This window comes from Pantoea sp. E956-1, from assembly GCF_982223955.1.
Map to the genome: position 1 here is coordinate 415192 of NZ_CEUYZP010000001.1, position 18192 is coordinate 433383.

Sequence of the window (18192 nt, forward strand, 5' to 3'; positions counted from 1 at the left end):
TACCGATCTGATGCGGTAAATCGCTATTCAACGGGCTGTGACTTGAGTCGGCAAGCGAAATGTCGTCATAATAGCCATGAAAAAAATGCATAGCTGAGGTTCACCGTGTCACGCTTATCGCTGCCGCTTAATGCCATTCACGCCTTTCTGGTGACCGCCCGACATCTCAACCTGACCCACGCTGCCCGCGAGCTGTGCCTGACGCAGGGCGCTGTCAGTCGTAAGATTGCCGCCCTGGAGCAGTGGCTGGGCGTGACGCTGTTTGACCGCCACGCGCGCGGTCTGCGCCTGACCCCACAGGGCGCCACGCTGCTGCCCGACTTACAGCAGGGTTTTGAGCTGATGGTTCAGGCCAGCGAGAAAGTCCGCCGCAGTCAGGTCAGCATTCGTCTGAAGGCGCCAACCTGTGCGATGCGCTGGCTGGTACCCCGGCTGATGGCGCTGGAGCAGCAGCGACCTGAACTGCATGTGGCCCTGACGACGACGACGGATCATGCCGCGCAGCTTGAGAACTTTGATGCGGCGATTGTCTATGGCAAGCCGCATCATGCGGGGATCTGCCTCTTCAGCGAGTCGCTGACGCCGGTGATGGCGGGTGATCAACCCCGCCCGAACTCGCTGGCGGCACTGGCCGCAATGACCTTTTTGCATCCCACGGCGGATACGCGTGACTGGCAGTGCTGGCTGCAGGCGCAGCAGGTGACGCTGAGCATGAAGCGGAACCAGCATTTTGCCACTATGGACTTAGCGATCAGTGCAGCGATTCAGGGGTTTGGCGTGGCGATTGCCGACAGCAATCTGGTGGAGAGTGATATTGCCAGCGGCAGGCTGATTAAGCCGTTCGCTGGCGAGGTAAAAACCGGTGCCGTTTACAGTTTACTGCAACGGCCCGCGCAGGATGCGCCACCGTTCCTGGCGGAACTGGTGGCGTGGCTGTGCAGGGATCAGAAAGTAACCCAGTCGCCGTTATCCGCCGGTTTAGCCTGAGCCGCACTCAGCACAGGGGCTTTTGGCGCGGTCGGTTTACTGCTGATGACCGGTGCGATCTGGCTGTTGCTGGAGAGACGGAACTTCGACACTGAAGCCTGCAGCGCTTCCGTCTGCAGCGCCAGCGCGCTCGCCGCGGCAGAGACCTCCTCAACCAGTGAGGCGTTCTGCTGGGTCACGCTGTCCATTTCAGTCACCGCGGCACCGACCTGAGAGATGCCTTTGCTCTGCTCTTCCGAGGCGGAGGCGATCTGTTTCATGATTGCATCAACATCCTGCACCGATTTCAGAATATTGTTCATGGTGCCGCCGGTGGTGCTGACCAGCTCGGCGCCTTTACCTACACGCTGAACCGAATCTTCAATCAGCGTCGCAATCTCTTTCGCGGCGTTGGCGCTGCGCTGTGCAAGGTTACGCACTTCCGAGGCAACGACCGCAAAACCCCGACCCTGTTCGCCGGCACGTGCCGCTTCGACGGCGGCGTTCAGCGCCAGAATATTGGTCTGGAACGCGATGCCGTTGATCACGTTAGTGATTTCAGCGATTTTCTTCGAGCTGCCGGAGATGCCATCCATAGTGCTGACGACTTCGCTGACCAGCTGACCGCCACGTTGTGCCGTAGTGGTGGCGGTTTCTGCCAGCAGGCTGGCCTGGCGGGCATTATCGGCGTTGAATTTTACCGTGGCCGTCAACTGCTCCATGCTGGCCGCAGTCTGTTCCAGCGCAGCGGCCTGCTCTTCAGTACGTGAAGAGAGGTCGTTGTTACCGGCAGAAATCTCTGCGGCACCGCGCGAGATATTCTCGGTGCCACTGCGAATGGCGCTGACCGCTTCACGCAGGCTATCCTGCATGGCGCTCAGCAGCGGCACCAGTTTACCGACGCAGTTACGGCCGAAATCGGATACCGGCTGGCTGAGATCGCCCGTAGCAATCACCGCGAAGTGGGTACGAATAGTCTCCAGCGGACGCACCAGCATCGCCACCAGATAGCGGTCGGTAAACAGCAGAATAAACAGCCCGATAATTACCGTGACGGTAATGATCGTTTTGGTCATCGCGGTGAGGTGATCCACTTCCACCCGGGTTTCATCGAGCTTTTCAGCTGCACCCTGGCTGAATTTCTCTGCGCTGACGCCAAAGGCACGACTGAGTGGAGGTGTAACGTTATTTGCCTGCTGACGATAAGCATCAGGCGACGCCTGACGGGCCAGCTGCAATTGTGGCGTCACACCCTCATCCAGCAGCTTTTGCCAGTTCTGAATCACCCCATCCACCACATCCGGGTTCATCGGGCCGGGTGCCAGCTGTTTAAAGCGCGTCAGTTGCTGAGTCATGCTGTCCAGCGCCTGCTGCACCGGTGCATAAGCCTCATCGTTCAGCGTCTGACCCGCAGCTTTGCTTTCCATCACGCGGGATAAACGCGTGATGACACGAAAATATTGATCGTTGCCTTTGCTTAGCACCGTCATTTGCTCAACCAGATGACGGTCCACATCATTCCCTTCGCTGAGCGCGCCAAGAGAGTGAATGCTATACAGGCCGACGCCGCTCCAGAGTAAACAAAACAGTCCCAGAATAGAGAGCATCACTGCGCGAATGGTAAAATTTTTGAGCATTCCCATACCAAAATCCTATACACGTTGACCCGCAAGCGTCGGGCATAGGAGATTTATCGGCATGTAATTGTGAAGATGTAACTGTTTTGTTACCTAATATTTTACAGCGTCCCTAAGGCAAATTTCAGATTAAACCCTCTTTATTCAGCAGGTTAAGCTTTAAAAAGCAGAGTAATTCCATTCGCATAATTTAATGGTTAGCACGCTAACCAAGGCCCACCACTTAAAGCCTGACCATGCGGGTCATTAATAGCCGGAAAAGCCGCATACGTGCGCGCATAAAGTTACGCTTCAAAACCAGCCCGCTCTTTCGATTATCGCCAAGTGACATTGTCACGTCCGAGCCTGGATGCCAGGCTGGCCACACGACTTCACCCTCCAGCTGATGCTTGTATTCGGTTGCATCACGGGCAAAGGTAAACCAGTACTCGCTGACACGCGCCGCAAATGCCCGATCGGCCTCGCTGAAGGGCCGGTCCTCGTTGGGATCCGGCATCTGGCTCAGCGTATTCAGCACATAAGGCACTTCGTTGCCGTGCCAGGTACCGTGCGGATAGAGGTCACGGGCATGTTCAGAAACATAATCAAACCAGTAGCGCCAGCCTGGCATTCCGGCATTGTGCTGTGCCCGCATCACCAGCCACGGCACCAGGCTGAATGCCATATCGCGCGCCACAGCACGTCCAAGCCGCTGATCGTCATGAATGTCATACATCCATTTCAGCGTCCGGTAAGTGAGACGATTTTTATCGCGCAACTGATGCAACACCGCGGTGGCATCCACGCCAAAATATTCCAGCACGCTGGCTTCATCGCTGTTGCTGCCCGCCATTAGCGGCAGACGGTGCTGTTTAGCAGCTATAAAGGTTTTCAGCATCGGCTCAGGCAGGACTGCATCACCCGCAATCGGCACCGGCGGGATCGCCAGCGGCCCTTCCAGTGACCAGAAGGCATCGGCAGGCAGTGCACGCAGGTCATCCGCGCTGGCATCGGGCGGCAGACCGAAATGGCGTGCCACCGCCATACCCTGCTGACGCGCTTTTTTCAGCGGCGTGTCAGGCAGGCTGTAGGCGCTCTGCACAATCCCTTTATGAAACAGCCCTTCGGCCAGCGGCGAACAGCAGAGTGACAGCACACTGCGTGCGCCTGAGGATTCACCGAAAAGTGTCACATTGCGGCGGTCGCCGCCAAAGGCAGGAATGTTGCGCTGCACCCATTGCAGTGCGGCAATCTGATCCAGCAGGCCAAAATTGTTCACCGTGCTGGCAACAGGATATTCAGCATCCAGAGCCGGATGAGAGAAGAACCCGAGATGGCCGAGCCGGTAGTTAAGCGTCACCACCACCGCGCCGCGTGAAGCCATCGGCTTGCCGTTGTACGGTGCCAGCCCGCCAGCACCTATGGTGTAGCCACCACCGTGCAACCAGACCATCACCGGCAGGGGTTTCACGGGCGCGACCTCGGGCGTCCAGACATTAAGGTAGAGGCAATCTTCACTGAACTCACCCGGATCGCCACCGCCTACGGCCTGGCAGTAGGTGCGATTTTGCCAGCCGGAAGCCCCAAACGCGGTGGCGTCGCGCACCTGATGCCAGGGCGTAACCGGCTGTGGCGGACGCCAGCGCAATGCACCAAGCGGTGCCGCCGCATAAGGTATGCCTTTGAATACGAAAAGGTCATCGTCCATGCATCCACGCAACTCCCCCTCAGCAGTCATGATCCTCAGACCTGTTTCGTTTTTCATTCCTGTTTCCCTGTTCAAACGTTCCTCCATTATTTGCAGGCCCGCCAGCATTGTCCAGGTACGGAAGGGATTTGCAGAATATGCCGAAGCGTGAGGGGCAGGCGTGAACATGCTCATCAACAGGTTCAGAGAGACAGTTACGGTTATGATTCAACGTTGTTTATCTTTTCGCAGTAGGTCAATGGCGCTGCCAGCGCCGGAGTGGCGCGTCGTTGCTCTGTTATCACCTGCGGTTTTGCTACTGTTAATCAGTCAGTCTGCTAATAGATTAAGATATTCACGCGGGTAAACCTGCGCTGAACGGTAAAGCGTTGTTTTTCCCCAGTCCTGTCAGCACATTACGCGCATTGCCCTACTTCAGGTCCACTGGCCTTAGCAGGGGCGGTGCAGAGAAAAGGTCGCGGGCAACGCGCCTGTTGCCCGCAGAGGCCTCAGTCTGGCCGCAAGCCGCACTGCGCCAGCGAGCGCTGCTGGCGCTCTTCGTATAACGCCATCTCATCCAGAACGACAGCGCCCAGCGCGGCTTCAAATGCCTGGCGGCTCGCCTGTCCCGCCGAACGAACCTGCGCCCGATCGCCGAGGTTGGACTGAAAAATGCCCGCCGCGCTGACGGGCAGAAAATCTTCATAGATGATGGGGTCTGCCAGCACACGGCCTTCTTCGATGAGGGTCTCCAGCGATTCACCCTGAGCCGGCGGCGTCGCAACACCCTTTTCACTCAGACGATAATGGAACCAGGCCAGACTCTGCTGGCGCAGCGTGGTTTCGTCGTCGGGGAAGTCACGGAAAATCGCCGCCAGATGTTGCTGATGCTGATGATTATCCTGCCCGCTGCCCGCCTCGCTGAGCAGCCGATCATAAAGCGCACGGCCCTGGGGCGTCAGCGCCACGCCGCGCTGCTCAATTTCGCCGAAGCGTGCAGTATGGGTTCCCTGATGCCCATCCTGAAAAATGATCGGCTCTTCCAGCGCTTTAAAGCTGGTCTGACGTAACAGGATGGGCACCTGACGACGCGGCGGTCCCTCGATCAGGGTTTTCGGATCGATACCGCGCGACGGCATCAGTTGCTGTACGCGGTCGATATCCAGCGTGCGCGGCGTGAGATGGTTGATGTGACAGCCGGGGAAGCAGACCACGTCAGCGATCAGCCGATGCTGCTGGTTCAGCGCCTGATAGGTCTGACTGTCAACGCTGCTGTGAGCGTGCCAGCGGAAGGTTTCCAGTGCTTCGGTAACAAACTCAGTGGCCTGCTCGTCGGTCAATCCGCCCTGCTGCTGATGCAGTTCCAACAGCGCCCGGCAACGGGGAGTGAAAATGTCGCGCGCGGCAAGAATCTCCGCCGCCTTTTCACGCAGCGCGTGGTCGTCGATCAGTTCCGGGCGTAACAGCGAGGTAAAGACCCGGAAGGGATTGCGTCGCAGCGCCGCATCGGTGACCGGCCGGAACGCCGTGGAGTGTACCGGCACACCAGCCTGAGAAAGATCGTAATAGCCAACCGGGTGCATTCCCATCACCGCAAACAGCTGCCGCAGTGTGGCTAATTCGTCTGCCGTGCCCACTCGAATTGCACCGTGACGTTCCAGGTTGAGTCGGCCGATCTCATCGGCTGCGGTGAGACGATCTTTCAGCGCGATATCCGCTTCCAGCGCGCGGTCGTTGACGGTCGCCACCAGCTGCATCAGCGTGCCATATTGCGGCACTTCCTGCTGATACATAGCTGACATCGCCTGAGAGAAACGGGTGCGGATGAGATCCGCACTGAGAAAGTTGTCCATCTTATCCACCTGACACCGTTAGCGTTGCTGCTAATGTAATGCAACGCGCTGGCCTCAGCGGAAAAAATCACGAATCTGTGATCGGCTTAAAGCCGTAGCGGTTTTTTAACAGCAGCATCAGGGTGGTGATCACAGCCGGTATTGCCAGTAGCAGAAAGATAACGCTGAAAGACCATCCAAGGGACATCATCTCTGCGCCAACGAAGGCGCTTAAAATCGCGCCGATGCGGCCCACTCCATGCATCCAGCTGGAACCGGTAGCGCGTGCGTGGGTAGGATAATAGCTGGCGGATAAGGCATTCATACCGGTATTGGCCCCGTTGAAACAGAAGCCACTGCAAAAGGCGATCGCACTCATCATGCCCACTTCCGCAGGTGAAAAGCCGAGTGCCACAATAAACAGCCCGCCACAGCCGTAAATCGCGGCCAGCGCCAGATTGGCGTTGAAGCGATCCATCATCCAGCCCGCAAACAGGGAGCCCAGCGTCCCGCCCGCCTGATACATCGCGGTGATAATCGCCGCTTCGGTCACAGACATGCCCAGGGTGTTGACCAGCGACGGCAGCCAGCTGCCAATCAGGTAAACCATGAACAGTCCCATAAAGTAGCCGCCCCACAGCATGGTACTGCCAAACAGGTAGCGGCGTGAAAGTACGGTGCCTATCGCGCCGCTCACTGGCACGGTGGCCTCAGGCGCGTGAAACGCACAGTCGGGCGCGGTTTTGCCCGGCATCATCCGGTCGAGGATGGCGTGAATGCGGGCAGCCGGTGCGCCACGGCTGATAAGAAATCGCACCGACTCCGGCAGGCCGCGGATCAGTAATGGCAACACCAGCAGCGGCAGAATGCCGCCCAGCAGCAGCACGGAGTGCCAGTCATAGCGCGGTAGCAGCCAGGAGGCAGCAAATCCCCCGCTGGCGGCACCAAAGGTAAAGCCGCAGAACACCACCGTGATGATAAAAGCCCGTCGCCGCTCAGGTGCATATTCCGCCACCAGCGTGCCAACGTTGGGCATCGCCGCACCCAGTCCAAGCCCGGTCAGGAAACGGAACAGCATCATCTGCTCAATGTTCTGTGACAGCGCCGTTGCCAGCGTCCAGAGACCGAAAAAGAAGACGCTGAGGATAATCATCATGCGACGACCATAGCGATCCGCCAGCGGCCCAGCCACCATGGCACCCAGCGCCAGGCCGATTAACGCTGCGCTGATGACAACCCCGAGCTGATGATTACTCACGCCCCACGCGGCTTTCAGCGTCGGCGCAATAAAGCCCATGATCGCAATGTCCATGCCATCGAGTGCCACCACGATAAAACAGAGCGCAATGAGCCGCTTTTGCCAGTGGCTCAGCCCCTGCTGGTTGATAAGCTGGCGGACATCTACCGCCTCGACGCTGGTCAATGGACACTCCTCTGGAGTAACGAACTCTGACATCAGTTTAAGTAAAAAAAACGGCGCTAATGATAGCCGATCGTTAACCTTAAGCGGTCAGATTTTTATATGATAGTGAGAATTATTCAACTTTAAGGCGGTAAGCTATTGATATACCGTAGACAGAGGATGGCGTATTTCAGTGGCATTCCAGGCTGAGCGCTTTTTTATCAGAGAGTTAAAGGGTAAAGCGGTCATTTCGAGGTGTTTGTTAAAATAAATTTGCAGCAAAGTTAACAAAATTCATTTTAAACAGTTGCCTGACCCCGGTCATTCTCATTAAGTTTAGGATATGGAAAAAAATATCCTTTTCAATCAGCGCATTCGCTTGCGCCATCTACATACCTTCGTTGCCGTTGCGCAGCAAGGCACACTGGGCCGGGCGGCAGAGACGCTTAGCCTCAGTCAGCCTGCCCTCTCCAAGACCCTGAATGAGCTGGAGGAGCTTACTGGCGTGCGTCTGTTTGAACGTGGCCGGCTGGGCGCGCAACTGACCACCATGGGAGAGCAGTTTCTGACCCATGCGGTGCGGGTGCTCGACGCGCTGAACCATGCCGGACAGAGTTTTAATGAGCAGCCGGGGGATGCGCCGGTGATTATCCGGCTGGGGGCATTAACCACTGCCGCGATGGGGATGCTGCCACGCATTCTGGATCGTTTTCATCAGTTGCAACCTAACACCACCATTCAGGTGGCGACGCTTCACAATAACGTGCTGCTGGCGGGCCTGCGCGGCGGTGAGTTCGATATCGGCATTGGCCGGATGGCAGACAGCGTTATGATGGCCGGGCTGACCTATGAATTGCTGTTTCTGGAATCACTTAAGCTGGTCGTCAGGCCGGAACACCCGCTACTAAGTGACAACGTCACCCTTTCGCGTGCGATGCAGTGGCCGGTCGTGATTTCACCCGAGGGCACGGCACCGCGCCGGATTGCCCAGCAGATGCTGGATGAACAGGGCTGCACCCTTCCGCCTCACTGCATTGAGACCTCATCAACGTCACTGGCGCGCCAGCTGGCGCTTCGCTACGACTATATCTGGTTTGTCCCTTCCGGGGCGATTAAAGAGGATCTGAGCCACAATGCCGTTTGTGCACTGCCGATCGCCTCTTCCGGGCCGGGTGAACCGGTAGGCATCATTACCCGCACCGGCGCAGAACTGAGCCTGAGTGCCGAGGTGTTGATGTCCACCATCCGTAAGTTTCACAGTTAGCGACTGCGTTTTGCATGTCGCTCGCGGTTTTCAAGGCGTGCTTTATCGGTTTTGCGCAATCCGACATACAGCGCCCCGGCCCCACCATGCCGGGTCTGGGCCACGCAAAAGGTCTGTACGTCATCAAACTGCTGTAGCCAGCGCGCCAGATAGCTGCGCACAATGTTGGCATGCGATTCATCATCACGACCTTTTCCGTGAATGATCAGCAGATTGCGCAATCCCTGCTTGTGCGCCTGCATCATAAAGTTAAAGAGCGCCTGACGGCAGGTTTCGACCGGTTGCCGCAACAGGTTCAGACTGGCATCCAGCTTATACTCACCTCTGCGCAGTTTATCCAGAATCCCCTGCTGAATGCCGTCGGCTTTGTATTCCAGCGGAGTATTAAGAGGAACGATCTCCAGGTCGCCCCGGGTCAGAAAATTCTCCTGCTCCGATTCACCTGGCGGTTTTCGTGGCGCTTTGGTCGAGGGAGCTTTGAGCCACAAGGTTGTGGTGGTGTCTTTTAACGGCGTGACATCGCCCATGGCATCCCGAAAGAGATCATTATCATCAAGGTTCATGGTTTTCTCACACCTGGTTAAAATTGATGGAATGTGCAAATCACGCTTTACCTGTTAGCGTAGCAAAAGCTGGAATCACCGGCCTGCCCCACTTTTACGAATGTCACTACCCGCTCAGAAGCGTGTGACAGATCACATAAGCGGAAACTTTTCGTGACAGTCGACCCTGTCGGGATTCTGAGAAGCCCGTCACATCAGCGTTTGTCGTTGTGTGCATCGTCCATAATCTTTGTAGGTGTAAAACTGCTCGGATGAGTTCCCTTCAGCACAAAAAATGTTAAAATTGACCCCAGTCAATAATCGTCGAGCAAACCATTATGATCCCTGAAAAACGCAGCATTCGTCGTATTCAGTCGGGCGGTTGTGCCATTCACTGCCAGGATTGCAGCATCAGTCAGCTCTGCATCCCCTTTACGCTAAATGAACATGAGCTGGATCAGCTCGACAATATCATTGAGCGTAAAAAACCGATTCAGAAAGGGCAAACGCTTTTCAAAGCAGGAGATGAACTCAAGTCTCTGTATGCGATTCGCTCCGGCACCATTAAAAGCTACACCATTACCGAACAGGGTGATGAGCAGATCACCGGTTTCCATCTGGCGGGCGATTTAGTCGGTTTTGACGCGATTATGGGCTCCAGCCACCCTAGCTTTGCGCAGGCGCTGGAAACAGCAATGGTATGTGAGATCCCTTTCGAAACGCTGGATGATCTGTCGGGCAAAATGCCGGCCCTGCGTCAGCAGATGATGCGTCTGATGAGCGGTGAAATCAAAGGCGATCAGGACATGATCCTGCTGCTGTCGAAGAAAAATGCCGAAGAACGCCTGGCGGCATTTATCTGGAACCTCTCTCGTCGTTTCGGCCAGCGCGGCTTTTCACAGCGTGAATTCCGCCTCACTATGACGCGTGGCGACATCGGTAATTACCTGGGCCTGACGGTTGAAACCATCAGTCGCCTGCTGGGTCGTTTTCAGAAGTCCGGTATGCTGGCGGTGAAAGGCAAGTACATCACGATTGAAAATCACGCCCTGCTGGAAGAGCTAGCCGGTCAGAGCCATCAGGCTGCCTGATCCGCAGCCGGATCAATAAATCTTATTTTGTTGATCCGGCAGTAACTTTTTCACTTCTTCCGCTGTGCAACATAGGCTATCTTTATTCCAGTCGCTCTGGTTTAAGGAGAACGCCTCATGTCCCAGTACCAAAATGTTCTGGTCGCCATTGATGCCCAGCAAGACGATCAGCCCGCGCTGCGACGTGCGGTCTATCTGAATCAACGTCTTGGCGGAAGAATTAAAGCCTTCCTGCCTATCTATGACTTCTCATATGAGATGACCACCCTGCTTTCGCCGGATGAACGCGCCTCGATGCGCCAGGGCGTGATCAGCCAGCGTACCGAATGGATCCGCGAGCAGGCCCGCGCTTACCTTGATGCCGGTGTCGAAATTGACATCAAAGTCATCTGGCACAACCGTCCCTATGAAGCCATTATTCAGGAAGTGCTCGCCCATCAGCATGACCTGGTGCTGAAGATGGCGCATCAGCATGATCGCCTTGAGTCAGTGATTTTCACGCCAACTGACTGGCACCTGCTGCGTAAATGCCCGTGTCCGGTCTGGATGGTCAAAGATCAGCCGTGGCCGGAAGGTGGTAAAGCGATTGTCGCGGTCAATCTTGCCAGCGAAGAGCCGCATCACGATGGCCTGAATCAGAAGCTGATTCGTGAAACGGTGATCCTGGCGGAAAAGGTGAATCAGACCGAAGTGCATCTGGTCGGCGCCTACCCGATTACCCCAATCAATATTGCTATCGAACTGCCCGATTTTGATCCCAGCGTCTATAACGACGCCATCCGTGGTCAGCATCTGGTGGCAATGAAAGCGCTGCGGCAGAAGTTCTCGATTGGTGAAGAGTTCACCCATGTGGCGAAGGGCCTGCCGGAAGAGGTCATCCCCGATCTGGCGGCGCATCTGGGCGCCGGTGTGGTGGTGCTGGGCACGATTGGACGCACCGGACTGTCGGCGGCATTCCTCGGCAATACGGCGGAACAGGTAATTGATCATCTGCGTTGTGATCTGCTGGCGCTTAAGCCTGACGATTTCACCTCGCCGATTGACCTGGATGATGAAGAGGATGAAGAGGATTAATCTTTTCTGAGAAAAAGGGCGGCTGGTTAGCCGCCCTTTTTTATTACAGGGCTTTGAGAATCGCTTCCACGCTGGCTTTGGCATCGCCAAACAGCATCTGGCTATTCTCTTTGAAGAACAGCGGATTCTGTACCCCGGCATAGCCGGTATTCATTGAGCGCTTAAATACGACCACGTTGTGCGCTTTCCACACTTCCAGCACTGGCATGCCCGCAATCGGACTGCGGGGATCATCCTGCGCCGCCGGGTTGACCGTGTCGTTAGCGCCAATGACCAGCACCGTGTCGGTCTCACTGAAATCATCGTTGATTTCGTCCATCTCCAGCACCACGTCATAAGGCACTTTCGCCTCAGCCAGCAGCACGTTCATGTGACCCGGCAGACGCCCCGCCACCGGATGGATACCGAAACGCACTTTGATGCCGAGTGCACGTAACCGGGCAGTTATTTCCGCAACCGGATATTGCGCCTGCGCCACCGCCATGCCGTAGCCTGGGGTGATAATCACCGAGCTGGAGGCCTTCAGCATCTCAGCGGTCTCTTCAGCCGTAACCTCACGATGCTCGCCCGCTTCCTGCGTTTCATCGCCACTGCTGGTTTCGGTACCAAAGCCGCCTGCGATTACGCTGATAAACGAACGGTTCATCGCTTTGCACATGATGTAGGAGAGGATCGCACCGGATGACCCCACCAGCGCACCGGTCACAATCAGCAGATCGTTGCTTAACATGAAACCGGCAGCGGCGGCGGCCCAGCCTGAATAGGAGTTAAGCATCGACACCACGACCGGCATATCCGCGCCGCCGATTGACGCGACCAGATGCCAGCCAAACGCCAGCGCAATCACCGTCATCAGCAAGAGTGCAAACACCTGCTCAGCCGTACTGCTGGTGTTAACAAACCACAGCAGCAACAGGAACGAGACCACCAGCGCCAGCAGATTCAGCTTGTGACGATGCGGTAACGCTAACGGCCGTGAGGCGATCTTGCCGCACAGTTTGCCAAACGCCACCAGCGAGCCAGTGAAGGTAACCGCACCGATAAAGATACCGATAAACACTTCGCTGAGATGGATATTCTCCATCACCGCTGGCAGGCCAGGTGCATGGTCGATATAGCTGTTGATGCCCACCAGCACTGCGGCCAGGCCGACAAAGCTGTGCAGAATCGCCACCAGTTCCGGCATTTCCGTCATTTCGACTTTCTTCGCCAGACGAATGCCGATAGCGCCGCCAATGACCATCGCCAGCAGGATCCAGACCACATTACCGCTGTCCGGGCCAAATATGGTGGCGATCAGCGCAATCGCCATACCGCTGATACCGAAAATATTACCGCGTTTAGAGGTCTCATGACGCGAAAGACCAGCAAGGCTACAGATGAACAGAATCGCAGCCACAATATAGGCTGCAGTGACTAATCCGCCAGACATGTGTTACCCCTTACGAAACATTTTCAGCATGCGCTGGGTGACGGTGAAGCCACCAAAGATATTGATGCTGGCAATCAGCACGGCAATAAAGGAGATAAAGGTGACCCAGCCACCGTGGCCCATCTGCAAGACCGCACCGATAACGATGATGCCGGAAATGGCATTGGTTACGGACATCAGTGGTGTATGCAGCGCATGACTGACGTTCCAGACCACGTAATACCCCACCACGCAGGCGAGCGCGAACACGGTAAAATGGGAGAGGAAGTCGGCCGGTGCCACGTTGGCCAGGCAGCCAAACAGCACAATAGCCAGAGCGATCAGCAGATATTTACGCCACGGTGAAACGGGCTTCGCCTCAATCTTTTCTGACGGTTTCGCGGTGGCAGTGGCAGCCTGTGGCGCGGCGGAGACCTGAATCGGCGGGGCCGGCCAGGTCACTTCGCCATCGCGTACCACGGTGACGCCACGCACCACCACATCGTCGAAATCGACCTGGATTTCACCATTTTTCTCTTTACACAGCAGCTTGATCAGATTGACCAGATTGGTGCCGTAGAGCTGGGAGGATTGTGTCGCCAGACGGCTGGGCAGATCGGTGTAACCGATGATTTTCACGCCATTCGGCGTGACAGTAACCTGGTCAGCAACGGTCAGCGCACAGTTGCCGCCGGTCTGCGCCGCCAGATCAACAATGACGCTGCCCGGCTTCATGCTGGCGACCATCTCTTCGGTGATCAGTTTTGGCGCCGGTTTGCCTGGGATCAGCGCCGTGGTGACAATGATGTCCACGTCTCTGGCCTGACTGGCAAACAGCGCCATCTCCGCTTTGATGAAAGCCTCGGACATGACTTTGGCATAGCCGTCACCGCTGCCCGCTTCCTCTTCAAAGTCGAGTTCAAGGAATTCGGCGCCCATACTCTGCACCTGTTCTTTGACTTCGGGACGGGTATCAAACGCCCGGACAATCGCGCCCAGGCTGCCCGCTGCGCCAATCGCGGCCAGCCCGGCAACACCGGCCCCAATTACCATCACCTTTGCCGGTGGTACTTTACCGGCTGCCGTGATCTGACCGGTAAAGAAGCGACCAAATTCATGGGCGGCTTCGACAATGGCGCGATAACCGGCAATGTTCGCCATAGAGCTCAGTGCATCCAGCGACTGCGCCCGTGAGATACGCGGCACTGAATCCATGGCCATTACCGTGACCTGGCGTGCGGCCAGCTTTGACAGCAGGTCGGGATTCTGTGCGGGCCAGATAAAACTGACCAGCGTGCTGCCCGCACGCGTCAGTGCAATCTCTTCGTCATCCGGCGCATTCACCTTCAGCACGATATCGGACTGCCAGACCTGCTCTCTGTCGCTGAGTGTGGCACCGGCTGCGATATAGCTTTCATCATCGAAGCTGGCGCGTTTACCGGCGTCATGCTCAAGGGTGACGCTGAAACCCAGCTTGATGAGTTGTTCCACGGTCTTAGGCGTGGCGGCCACGCGCGACTCGTTTGACAACCTTTCCTTGGGTATTCCAATTAACATAATGTTTCCTTTCATCGGTTAAAGGATGATGGCCCGAACCTGCACCACAAGAGCCCGACTGAAACGCGGTTTCAGCCGTTTTTGGACGAAACGCAGGTATTTCAAAGTGTTTATAACCTACTGAAAATGTGACGAGCGATCTACAGCGACTACGCAGGGTGATGACATTCACCCAATTATGCAGTGTTCTGTTAAGAAACCTGCGTTATCCCACTGCAAAATAGTCTCACAGGCAGATAATCTGCCAGAGATAATTGTACCAGACCGAATTAACCAACAGTAAAAACCTTTATTTAACAATGCATTAACTGTTTTATCGTTAGTAGTTACCATTTTTAGTGGTAACAGTCACTAAAACTGGCCATAACTCCGTTTGATGACAAACAAATGAAAAAATGATGGTTGAATAACGCGATCTGACACAAAAAATCGCTGCGACAGTCTGTTTATAACATGCAATAATCAGCGGCTATTCTGTTATACATCAAGAGTCCAGCACGTTTTCGTACTCATTTTTGCGTAAGGCGAAGGATTATTTTTATGAAGCTGAAGAACACTATTCTGGCGACCACTCTGTTGTCCCTGCTGGCAGCCAACGCATTCGCTGCGCAGGAACTTACGCCAGAAAAAGCGGCCGCGTTGAAGCCATTCGAACGTATTAATATCACCGGCCGTTTCAACGCAATTGGCGATGCTGCCGATGCGGTATCTAAGCGTGCAGATCAAATGGGCGCTGCCTCTTATTACATCCAGGCGATCAACGACAGCAACGGCAACAGCGGTAACTGGCGCGTTACGGCTGACCTCTATAAAGTCGATGCCCCGGCAGCCACAGAGTCAACGACTTACCGTCGTTTCAACGGCGTAAACGAACTGCCAAAAGCAGAAGCGTATAAACTCGAACCGTTCGATACCGTTTCGGTCAGCGGCTTCTTTGCCAGCCAGCCGGATGTAAACGACGCAATTTCGAAAGCCGCAAAACAGAAAGGCGCTGCCTCCTTCTTTATCGTTCGCCAGATCGATGCCAACAGCGGCGGCAATCAGTATGTCACCGCCTATGTCTATAAAGCGGATGCTAAAGAGCGCGCGGTGCAGACACCGAATGCGATTCCTGCCGATTCCGAAGCGGGTAAAGCCGCACTGGCAACCGGTGGCGCTGCGGCGGCTAACGTAGAGATTCCAGGCGTGGCCTCGTCTGAAACGCCAAGCAACAAAGTGGGCCGTTTCTTCGAAACGCAAAGCTCTACCGGCAAGCGCTACACGGTCAATCTGCCAAACGGCAAATCGGTGCAGGAAGTGAATGCCATTACTGCTGCTCAGATGCAGCCGTTCGATACCGTAACCTTCACCGGTCACTTCGGTACGCCAACGGAAATTTCAGAAGAAGTGGCGAAGCGTGCGGCGGACAAAGGTGCTAAGTTCTACCACGTCACCCGCCAGTGGCAGAACCAGAGTGGCGGTAACCTGACCGTCACGGCTGACCTGTTTAAGTAATCCCTCTCAGGGCGGCGCCTGCCGCCCTGCTGTTTGCATAATTCCTGCGCTGTTTTGCATAGTCACGCATTGCCATCCCCTGCCACACTCCGTAAAATCCTCCGCCTGTTTTACCGGATATTGTCACTGTATTGTGCCTTTGTTGTGACATAACCCAGTGACAGAATCCGATTTACCCAGCCATATATGCTAGCGGGAAGGTTGTTTTGGAGAAAAAATTAGGTCTCGGTGCACTGACGGCGCTGGTGCTCAGCTCTATGCTGGGCGCAGGCGTGTTCAGTCTGCCGCAAAATATGGCTGCAGTGGCCGGTCCGGCGGCGCTGCTGCTGGGCTGGCTGATTACCGGCGTCGGCATCATCTTTCTGTCGCTGGCGATGCTGCTGCTGACCCGCCTTAAACCCGACCTGGATGGCGGTATCTTTACCTACGCCCGTGCCGGTTTCGGCGAGCTGATGGGCTTCTGCTCCGCCTGGGGCTACTGGCTGTGCGCCGTGATCGCCAACGTATCCTATCTGGTGATTGTCTTCTCTGCCCTGAGCTTCTTCACCGATACGCCAGACCGGATTATCTTTGGCGAGGGCAACACCTGGCAGGCGATGCTGGGTGCCTCCGTGCTGTTGTGGCTGGTTCACTGGCTGGTGCTGCGCGGCGTTCAGACCGCTGCCAGCATTAATCTGATGGCGACGCTGGGCAAGCTGGTGCCGCTGCTGCTGTTTATTGTGCTGGCGGTGATGGCGTTCAACTATGATCGCTTCCGCTTTGACTTTTCCGGCGTCACGCTGGGACAACCACTGTGGGAGCAGGTCAAGCAGACCATGCTGATTACCCTGTGGGTCTTTATCGGCGTCGAGGGGGCGGTTGTGGTCTCTGCACGCGCGCGTCAGAAAAAGGATGTGGGCCGGGCTACATTATTCGCCGTACTGGCAGCGCTGCTGGTCTATCTGCTGGTGACCCTGCTGTCGCTTGGCGTGGCGCCGCGCGCTGAACTGGCTGAGATGCGTAACCCTTCTATGGCGGGACTGATGACCCGGCTGATGGGCAACTGGGGCGATGCGGTGATTGCGGTGGGTCTGGTTATCTCTGTGTGCGGTGCCTATCTGAGCTGGACAATTATGGCCGCTGAAGTGCCGCTGATTGCCGCGCAACAGGGGGCATTTCCACGCAGTATCGCCCGGCAAAACCGCCATAACGCGCCAGCCGCCTCACTGTGGCTGACCAACGGCAGTATTCAGCTCTGCCTGATCCTGATTGCCCTGACCGGTGCGAACTACAACAACCTGCTGACTATCGCCTCTGAGATGATTCTGGTGCCCTATCTGCTGGTGGGGTTATATCTGATCAAAGTAGTCCGCGGACAGCATAAGCCGCTGGCGATGGCAGCAGGTATCGGTGCCAGCCTGTATGGCATCTGGCTGCTTTATGCCTCGGGGCCATTGCACCTGATGATGTCAGTAGTACTCTACACACCGGGCCTGCTGCTGTTTCTGTTTGCACGACGCGGCGGCCGCGCAGAGTTTGCGCTGACCTCGCTGGAGCGGATTGCAATGGGATTACTGATTGCCGCAACGCTGCCCGCCGTATGGCAGCTGACAACATAGAGTCTTGCCCAACAGGCATAATGGTTGCAGCAAGTCCGGACACGGACAGCACGGAACAAGCAGTCTTACACATACTATGTGAGGATGGTGAGCACTGCCCGGGGTCAGACTGACAAATCACTTAGCCTGATGAGAGAGGCTTTCAGTGTGACTGAAGCGGAATCGAAACACACAGCAGGTCATCCTGCTGTGTCAGATTCAGCGGCCTGGAATATTCATGATGGATCGCGTCCAGTTGCTCCGCTGAGAGCGGATAAGGAAGCTGAATATCAAAGCGACTGATCTGCTGTTGTTCGGCAAGCGTAATCAGGCGCGCAATGTTAATTTCGTCGCTGACCTGAGTAGAAATGATTTGTAATGCTAATTCTTTTAACGGGTCGTCACTGCCCTGTAAACGGTGTGCCGATTTACGTGTCACCATGCCAAATATCGGCATCACACCATAAATAGCATCGACGAAGCTCCAGCGCTTTTTGCAGGAAGCGGAAAGAAAGTCACTGTAATTGAAGCAGATGCGGTCGGGGTATATGGCTGATGCCAGCTCTTTATCAGACACACTAACGCTCCTCATGGTAATCATCAATATCCCAAACCTGGCGCAAAAAGGCCGCGCTAATGATTGCACACTTTGCCGGTTATATACCAGCAAGCCACGGAT

General features: G+C 55.8%; 14 protein-coding genes. 6 read left to right on the top strand and 8 right to left on the bottom strand.

Annotated elements, in window-relative coordinates:
• Positions 1-105 precede the first annotated feature (105 nt).
• Positions 106-987 carry a LysR substrate-binding domain-containing protein gene (locus AC0T7J_RS02035; protein WP_473791813.1) on the top strand — a complete coding sequence of 294 codons (882 nt, stop codon included), beginning with the start codon at positions 106-108 and terminating at the stop codon, positions 985-987.
• Here AC0T7J_RS02035 and AC0T7J_RS02040 read toward each other — a convergent pair.
• From AC0T7J_RS02040 to AC0T7J_RS02055, 4 genes are all read right to left on the bottom strand, one after another.
• Positions 945-2609 carry a methyl-accepting chemotaxis protein gene (locus AC0T7J_RS02040; protein WP_473791815.1) on the bottom strand — a complete coding sequence of 555 codons (1665 nt, stop codon included), beginning with the start codon at positions 2607-2609 and terminating at the stop codon, positions 945-947. The two genes, AC0T7J_RS02035 and AC0T7J_RS02040, sit on opposite strands and share 43 nt — an antisense overlap.
• A 217-nt stretch (positions 2610-2826) precedes the next feature.
• Complete coding sequence (locus AC0T7J_RS02045) at positions 2827-4347, bottom strand: carboxylesterase/lipase family protein (protein ID WP_473791817.1); 1521 nt, start codon at positions 4345-4347, stop codon at positions 2827-2829.
• A gap of 431 nt (positions 4348-4778) precedes the next feature.
• Positions 4779-6122, bottom strand: coding sequence for a 2-oxoadipate dioxygenase/decarboxylase HglS (gene hglS / locus AC0T7J_RS02050; RefSeq protein WP_473791819.1), 1344 nt, complete (start codon positions 6120-6122; stop codon positions 4779-4781).
• A 67-nt stretch (positions 6123-6189) separates the two neighbouring features.
• The gene (locus AC0T7J_RS02055) at positions 6190-7524 is read right to left on the bottom strand and encodes an MFS transporter (RefSeq protein ID WP_010244695.1); all 1335 of its coding nucleotides are present in this window, start codon (positions 7522-7524) and stop codon (positions 6190-6192) included.
• A 322-nt stretch (positions 7525-7846) separates the two neighbouring features.
• On the opposite strand from AC0T7J_RS02055, the gene AC0T7J_RS02060 reads away from it, so the two are divergent.
• The gene (locus AC0T7J_RS02060; protein ID WP_473791820.1) at positions 7847-8767 is read left to right on the top strand and encodes a LysR substrate-binding domain-containing protein; all 921 of its coding nucleotides are present in this window, start codon (positions 7847-7849) and stop codon (positions 8765-8767) included.
• On the opposite strand, the gene smrA is transcribed toward AC0T7J_RS02060, so the two are convergent.
• On the bottom strand, positions 8764-9330 hold the full coding sequence (gene smrA / locus AC0T7J_RS02065; RefSeq protein ID WP_473791822.1) for a DNA endonuclease SmrA: 567 nt from the start codon (positions 9328-9330) through the stop codon (positions 8764-8766). The two genes, AC0T7J_RS02060 and smrA, sit on opposite strands and share 4 nt — an antisense overlap.
• Before the next feature lie 317 nt (positions 9331-9647).
• On the opposite strand from smrA, the gene AC0T7J_RS02070 reads away from it, so the two are divergent.
• Both AC0T7J_RS02070 and uspE read left to right on the top strand, forming a co-directional pair.
• Positions 9648-10400 (top strand): FNR family transcription factor, encoded by a 753-nt coding sequence (locus AC0T7J_RS02070; RefSeq protein WP_010244686.1) that lies wholly within the window; start codon positions 9648-9650, stop codon positions 10398-10400.
• A 117-nt stretch (positions 10401-10517) separates the two neighbouring features.
• Complete coding sequence (gene uspE, locus AC0T7J_RS02075) at positions 10518-11474, top strand: universal stress protein UspE (protein ID WP_473791824.1); 957 nt, start codon at positions 10518-10520, stop codon at positions 11472-11474.
• A 43-nt stretch (positions 11475-11517) separates the two neighbouring features.
• Here uspE and pntB read toward each other — a convergent pair whose 3' ends face one another.
• Both pntB and pntA read right to left on the bottom strand, forming a co-directional pair.
• On the bottom strand, positions 11518-12906 hold the full coding sequence (pntB, locus tag AC0T7J_RS02080) for a Re/Si-specific NAD(P)(+) transhydrogenase subunit beta (RefSeq protein WP_473791826.1): 1389 nt from the start codon (positions 12904-12906) through the stop codon (positions 11518-11520).
• A gap of 3 nt (positions 12907-12909) precedes the next feature.
• Positions 12910-14442 carry a Re/Si-specific NAD(P)(+) transhydrogenase subunit alpha gene (gene pntA / locus AC0T7J_RS02085; protein ID WP_473791827.1) on the bottom strand — a complete coding sequence of 511 codons (1533 nt, stop codon included), beginning with the start codon at positions 14440-14442 and terminating at the stop codon, positions 12910-12912.
• 540 nt (positions 14443-14982) lie between these two features.
• Here pntA and ydgH point away from each other — a divergent pair.
• Positions 14983-15936, top strand: coding sequence for a DUF1471 family protein YdgH (gene ydgH / locus AC0T7J_RS02090; protein WP_473791828.1), 954 nt, complete (start codon positions 14983-14985; stop codon positions 15934-15936).
• 206 nt (positions 15937-16142) lie between these two features.
• Positions 16143-17534, top strand: a complete 1392-nt coding sequence (locus AC0T7J_RS02095) for a basic amino acid/polyamine antiporter (protein ID WP_473791830.1) — start codon at positions 16143-16145, stop codon at positions 17532-17534.
• Positions 17535-17676: 142 nt separating this feature from the next.
• Here AC0T7J_RS02095 and AC0T7J_RS02100 read toward each other — a convergent pair whose 3' ends face one another.
• Positions 17677-18090, bottom strand: coding sequence for a hypothetical protein (locus AC0T7J_RS02100; protein WP_473791832.1), 414 nt, complete (start codon positions 18088-18090; stop codon positions 17677-17679).
• Between the last annotated feature and the right edge of the window lie 102 nt (positions 18091-18192).

Bases quoted from the DNA above. Each gene is read 5' to 3' on its own strand.
- smrA (WP_473791822.1), bottom strand. From the start codon at position 9,330: ATGAACCTTGATGATAATGATCTCTTTCGGGATGCCATGGGCGATGTC.
- ydgH (WP_473791828.1), top strand. From the start codon at position 14,983: ATGAAGCTGAAGAACACTATTCTGGCGACCACTCTGTTGTCCCTGCTG.
- AC0T7J_RS02040 (WP_473791815.1), bottom strand. From the start codon at position 2,609: ATGGGAATGCTCAAAAATTTTACCATTCGCGCAGTGATGCTCTCTATT.
- AC0T7J_RS02045 (WP_473791817.1), bottom strand. From the start codon at position 4,347: ATGAAAAACGAAACAGGTCTGAGGATCATGACTGCTGAGGGGGAGTTG.
- AC0T7J_RS02060 (WP_473791820.1), top strand. From the start codon at position 7,847: ATGGAAAAAAATATCCTTTTCAATCAGCGCATTCGCTTGCGCCATCTA.
- AC0T7J_RS02070 (WP_010244686.1), top strand. From the start codon at position 9,648: ATGATCCCTGAAAAACGCAGCATTCGTCGTATTCAGTCGGGCGGTTGT.
- pntB (WP_473791826.1), bottom strand. From the start codon at position 12,906: ATGTCTGGCGGATTAGTCACTGCAGCCTATATTGTGGCTGCGATTCTG.
- pntA (WP_473791827.1), bottom strand. From the start codon at position 14,442: ATGTTAATTGGAATACCCAAGGAAAGGTTGTCAAACGAGTCGCGCGTG.
- hglS (WP_473791819.1), bottom strand. From the start codon at position 6,122: ATGGACAACTTTCTCAGTGCGGATCTCATCCGCACCCGTTTCTCTCAG.
- uspE (WP_473791824.1), top strand. From the start codon at position 10,518: ATGTCCCAGTACCAAAATGTTCTGGTCGCCATTGATGCCCAGCAAGAC.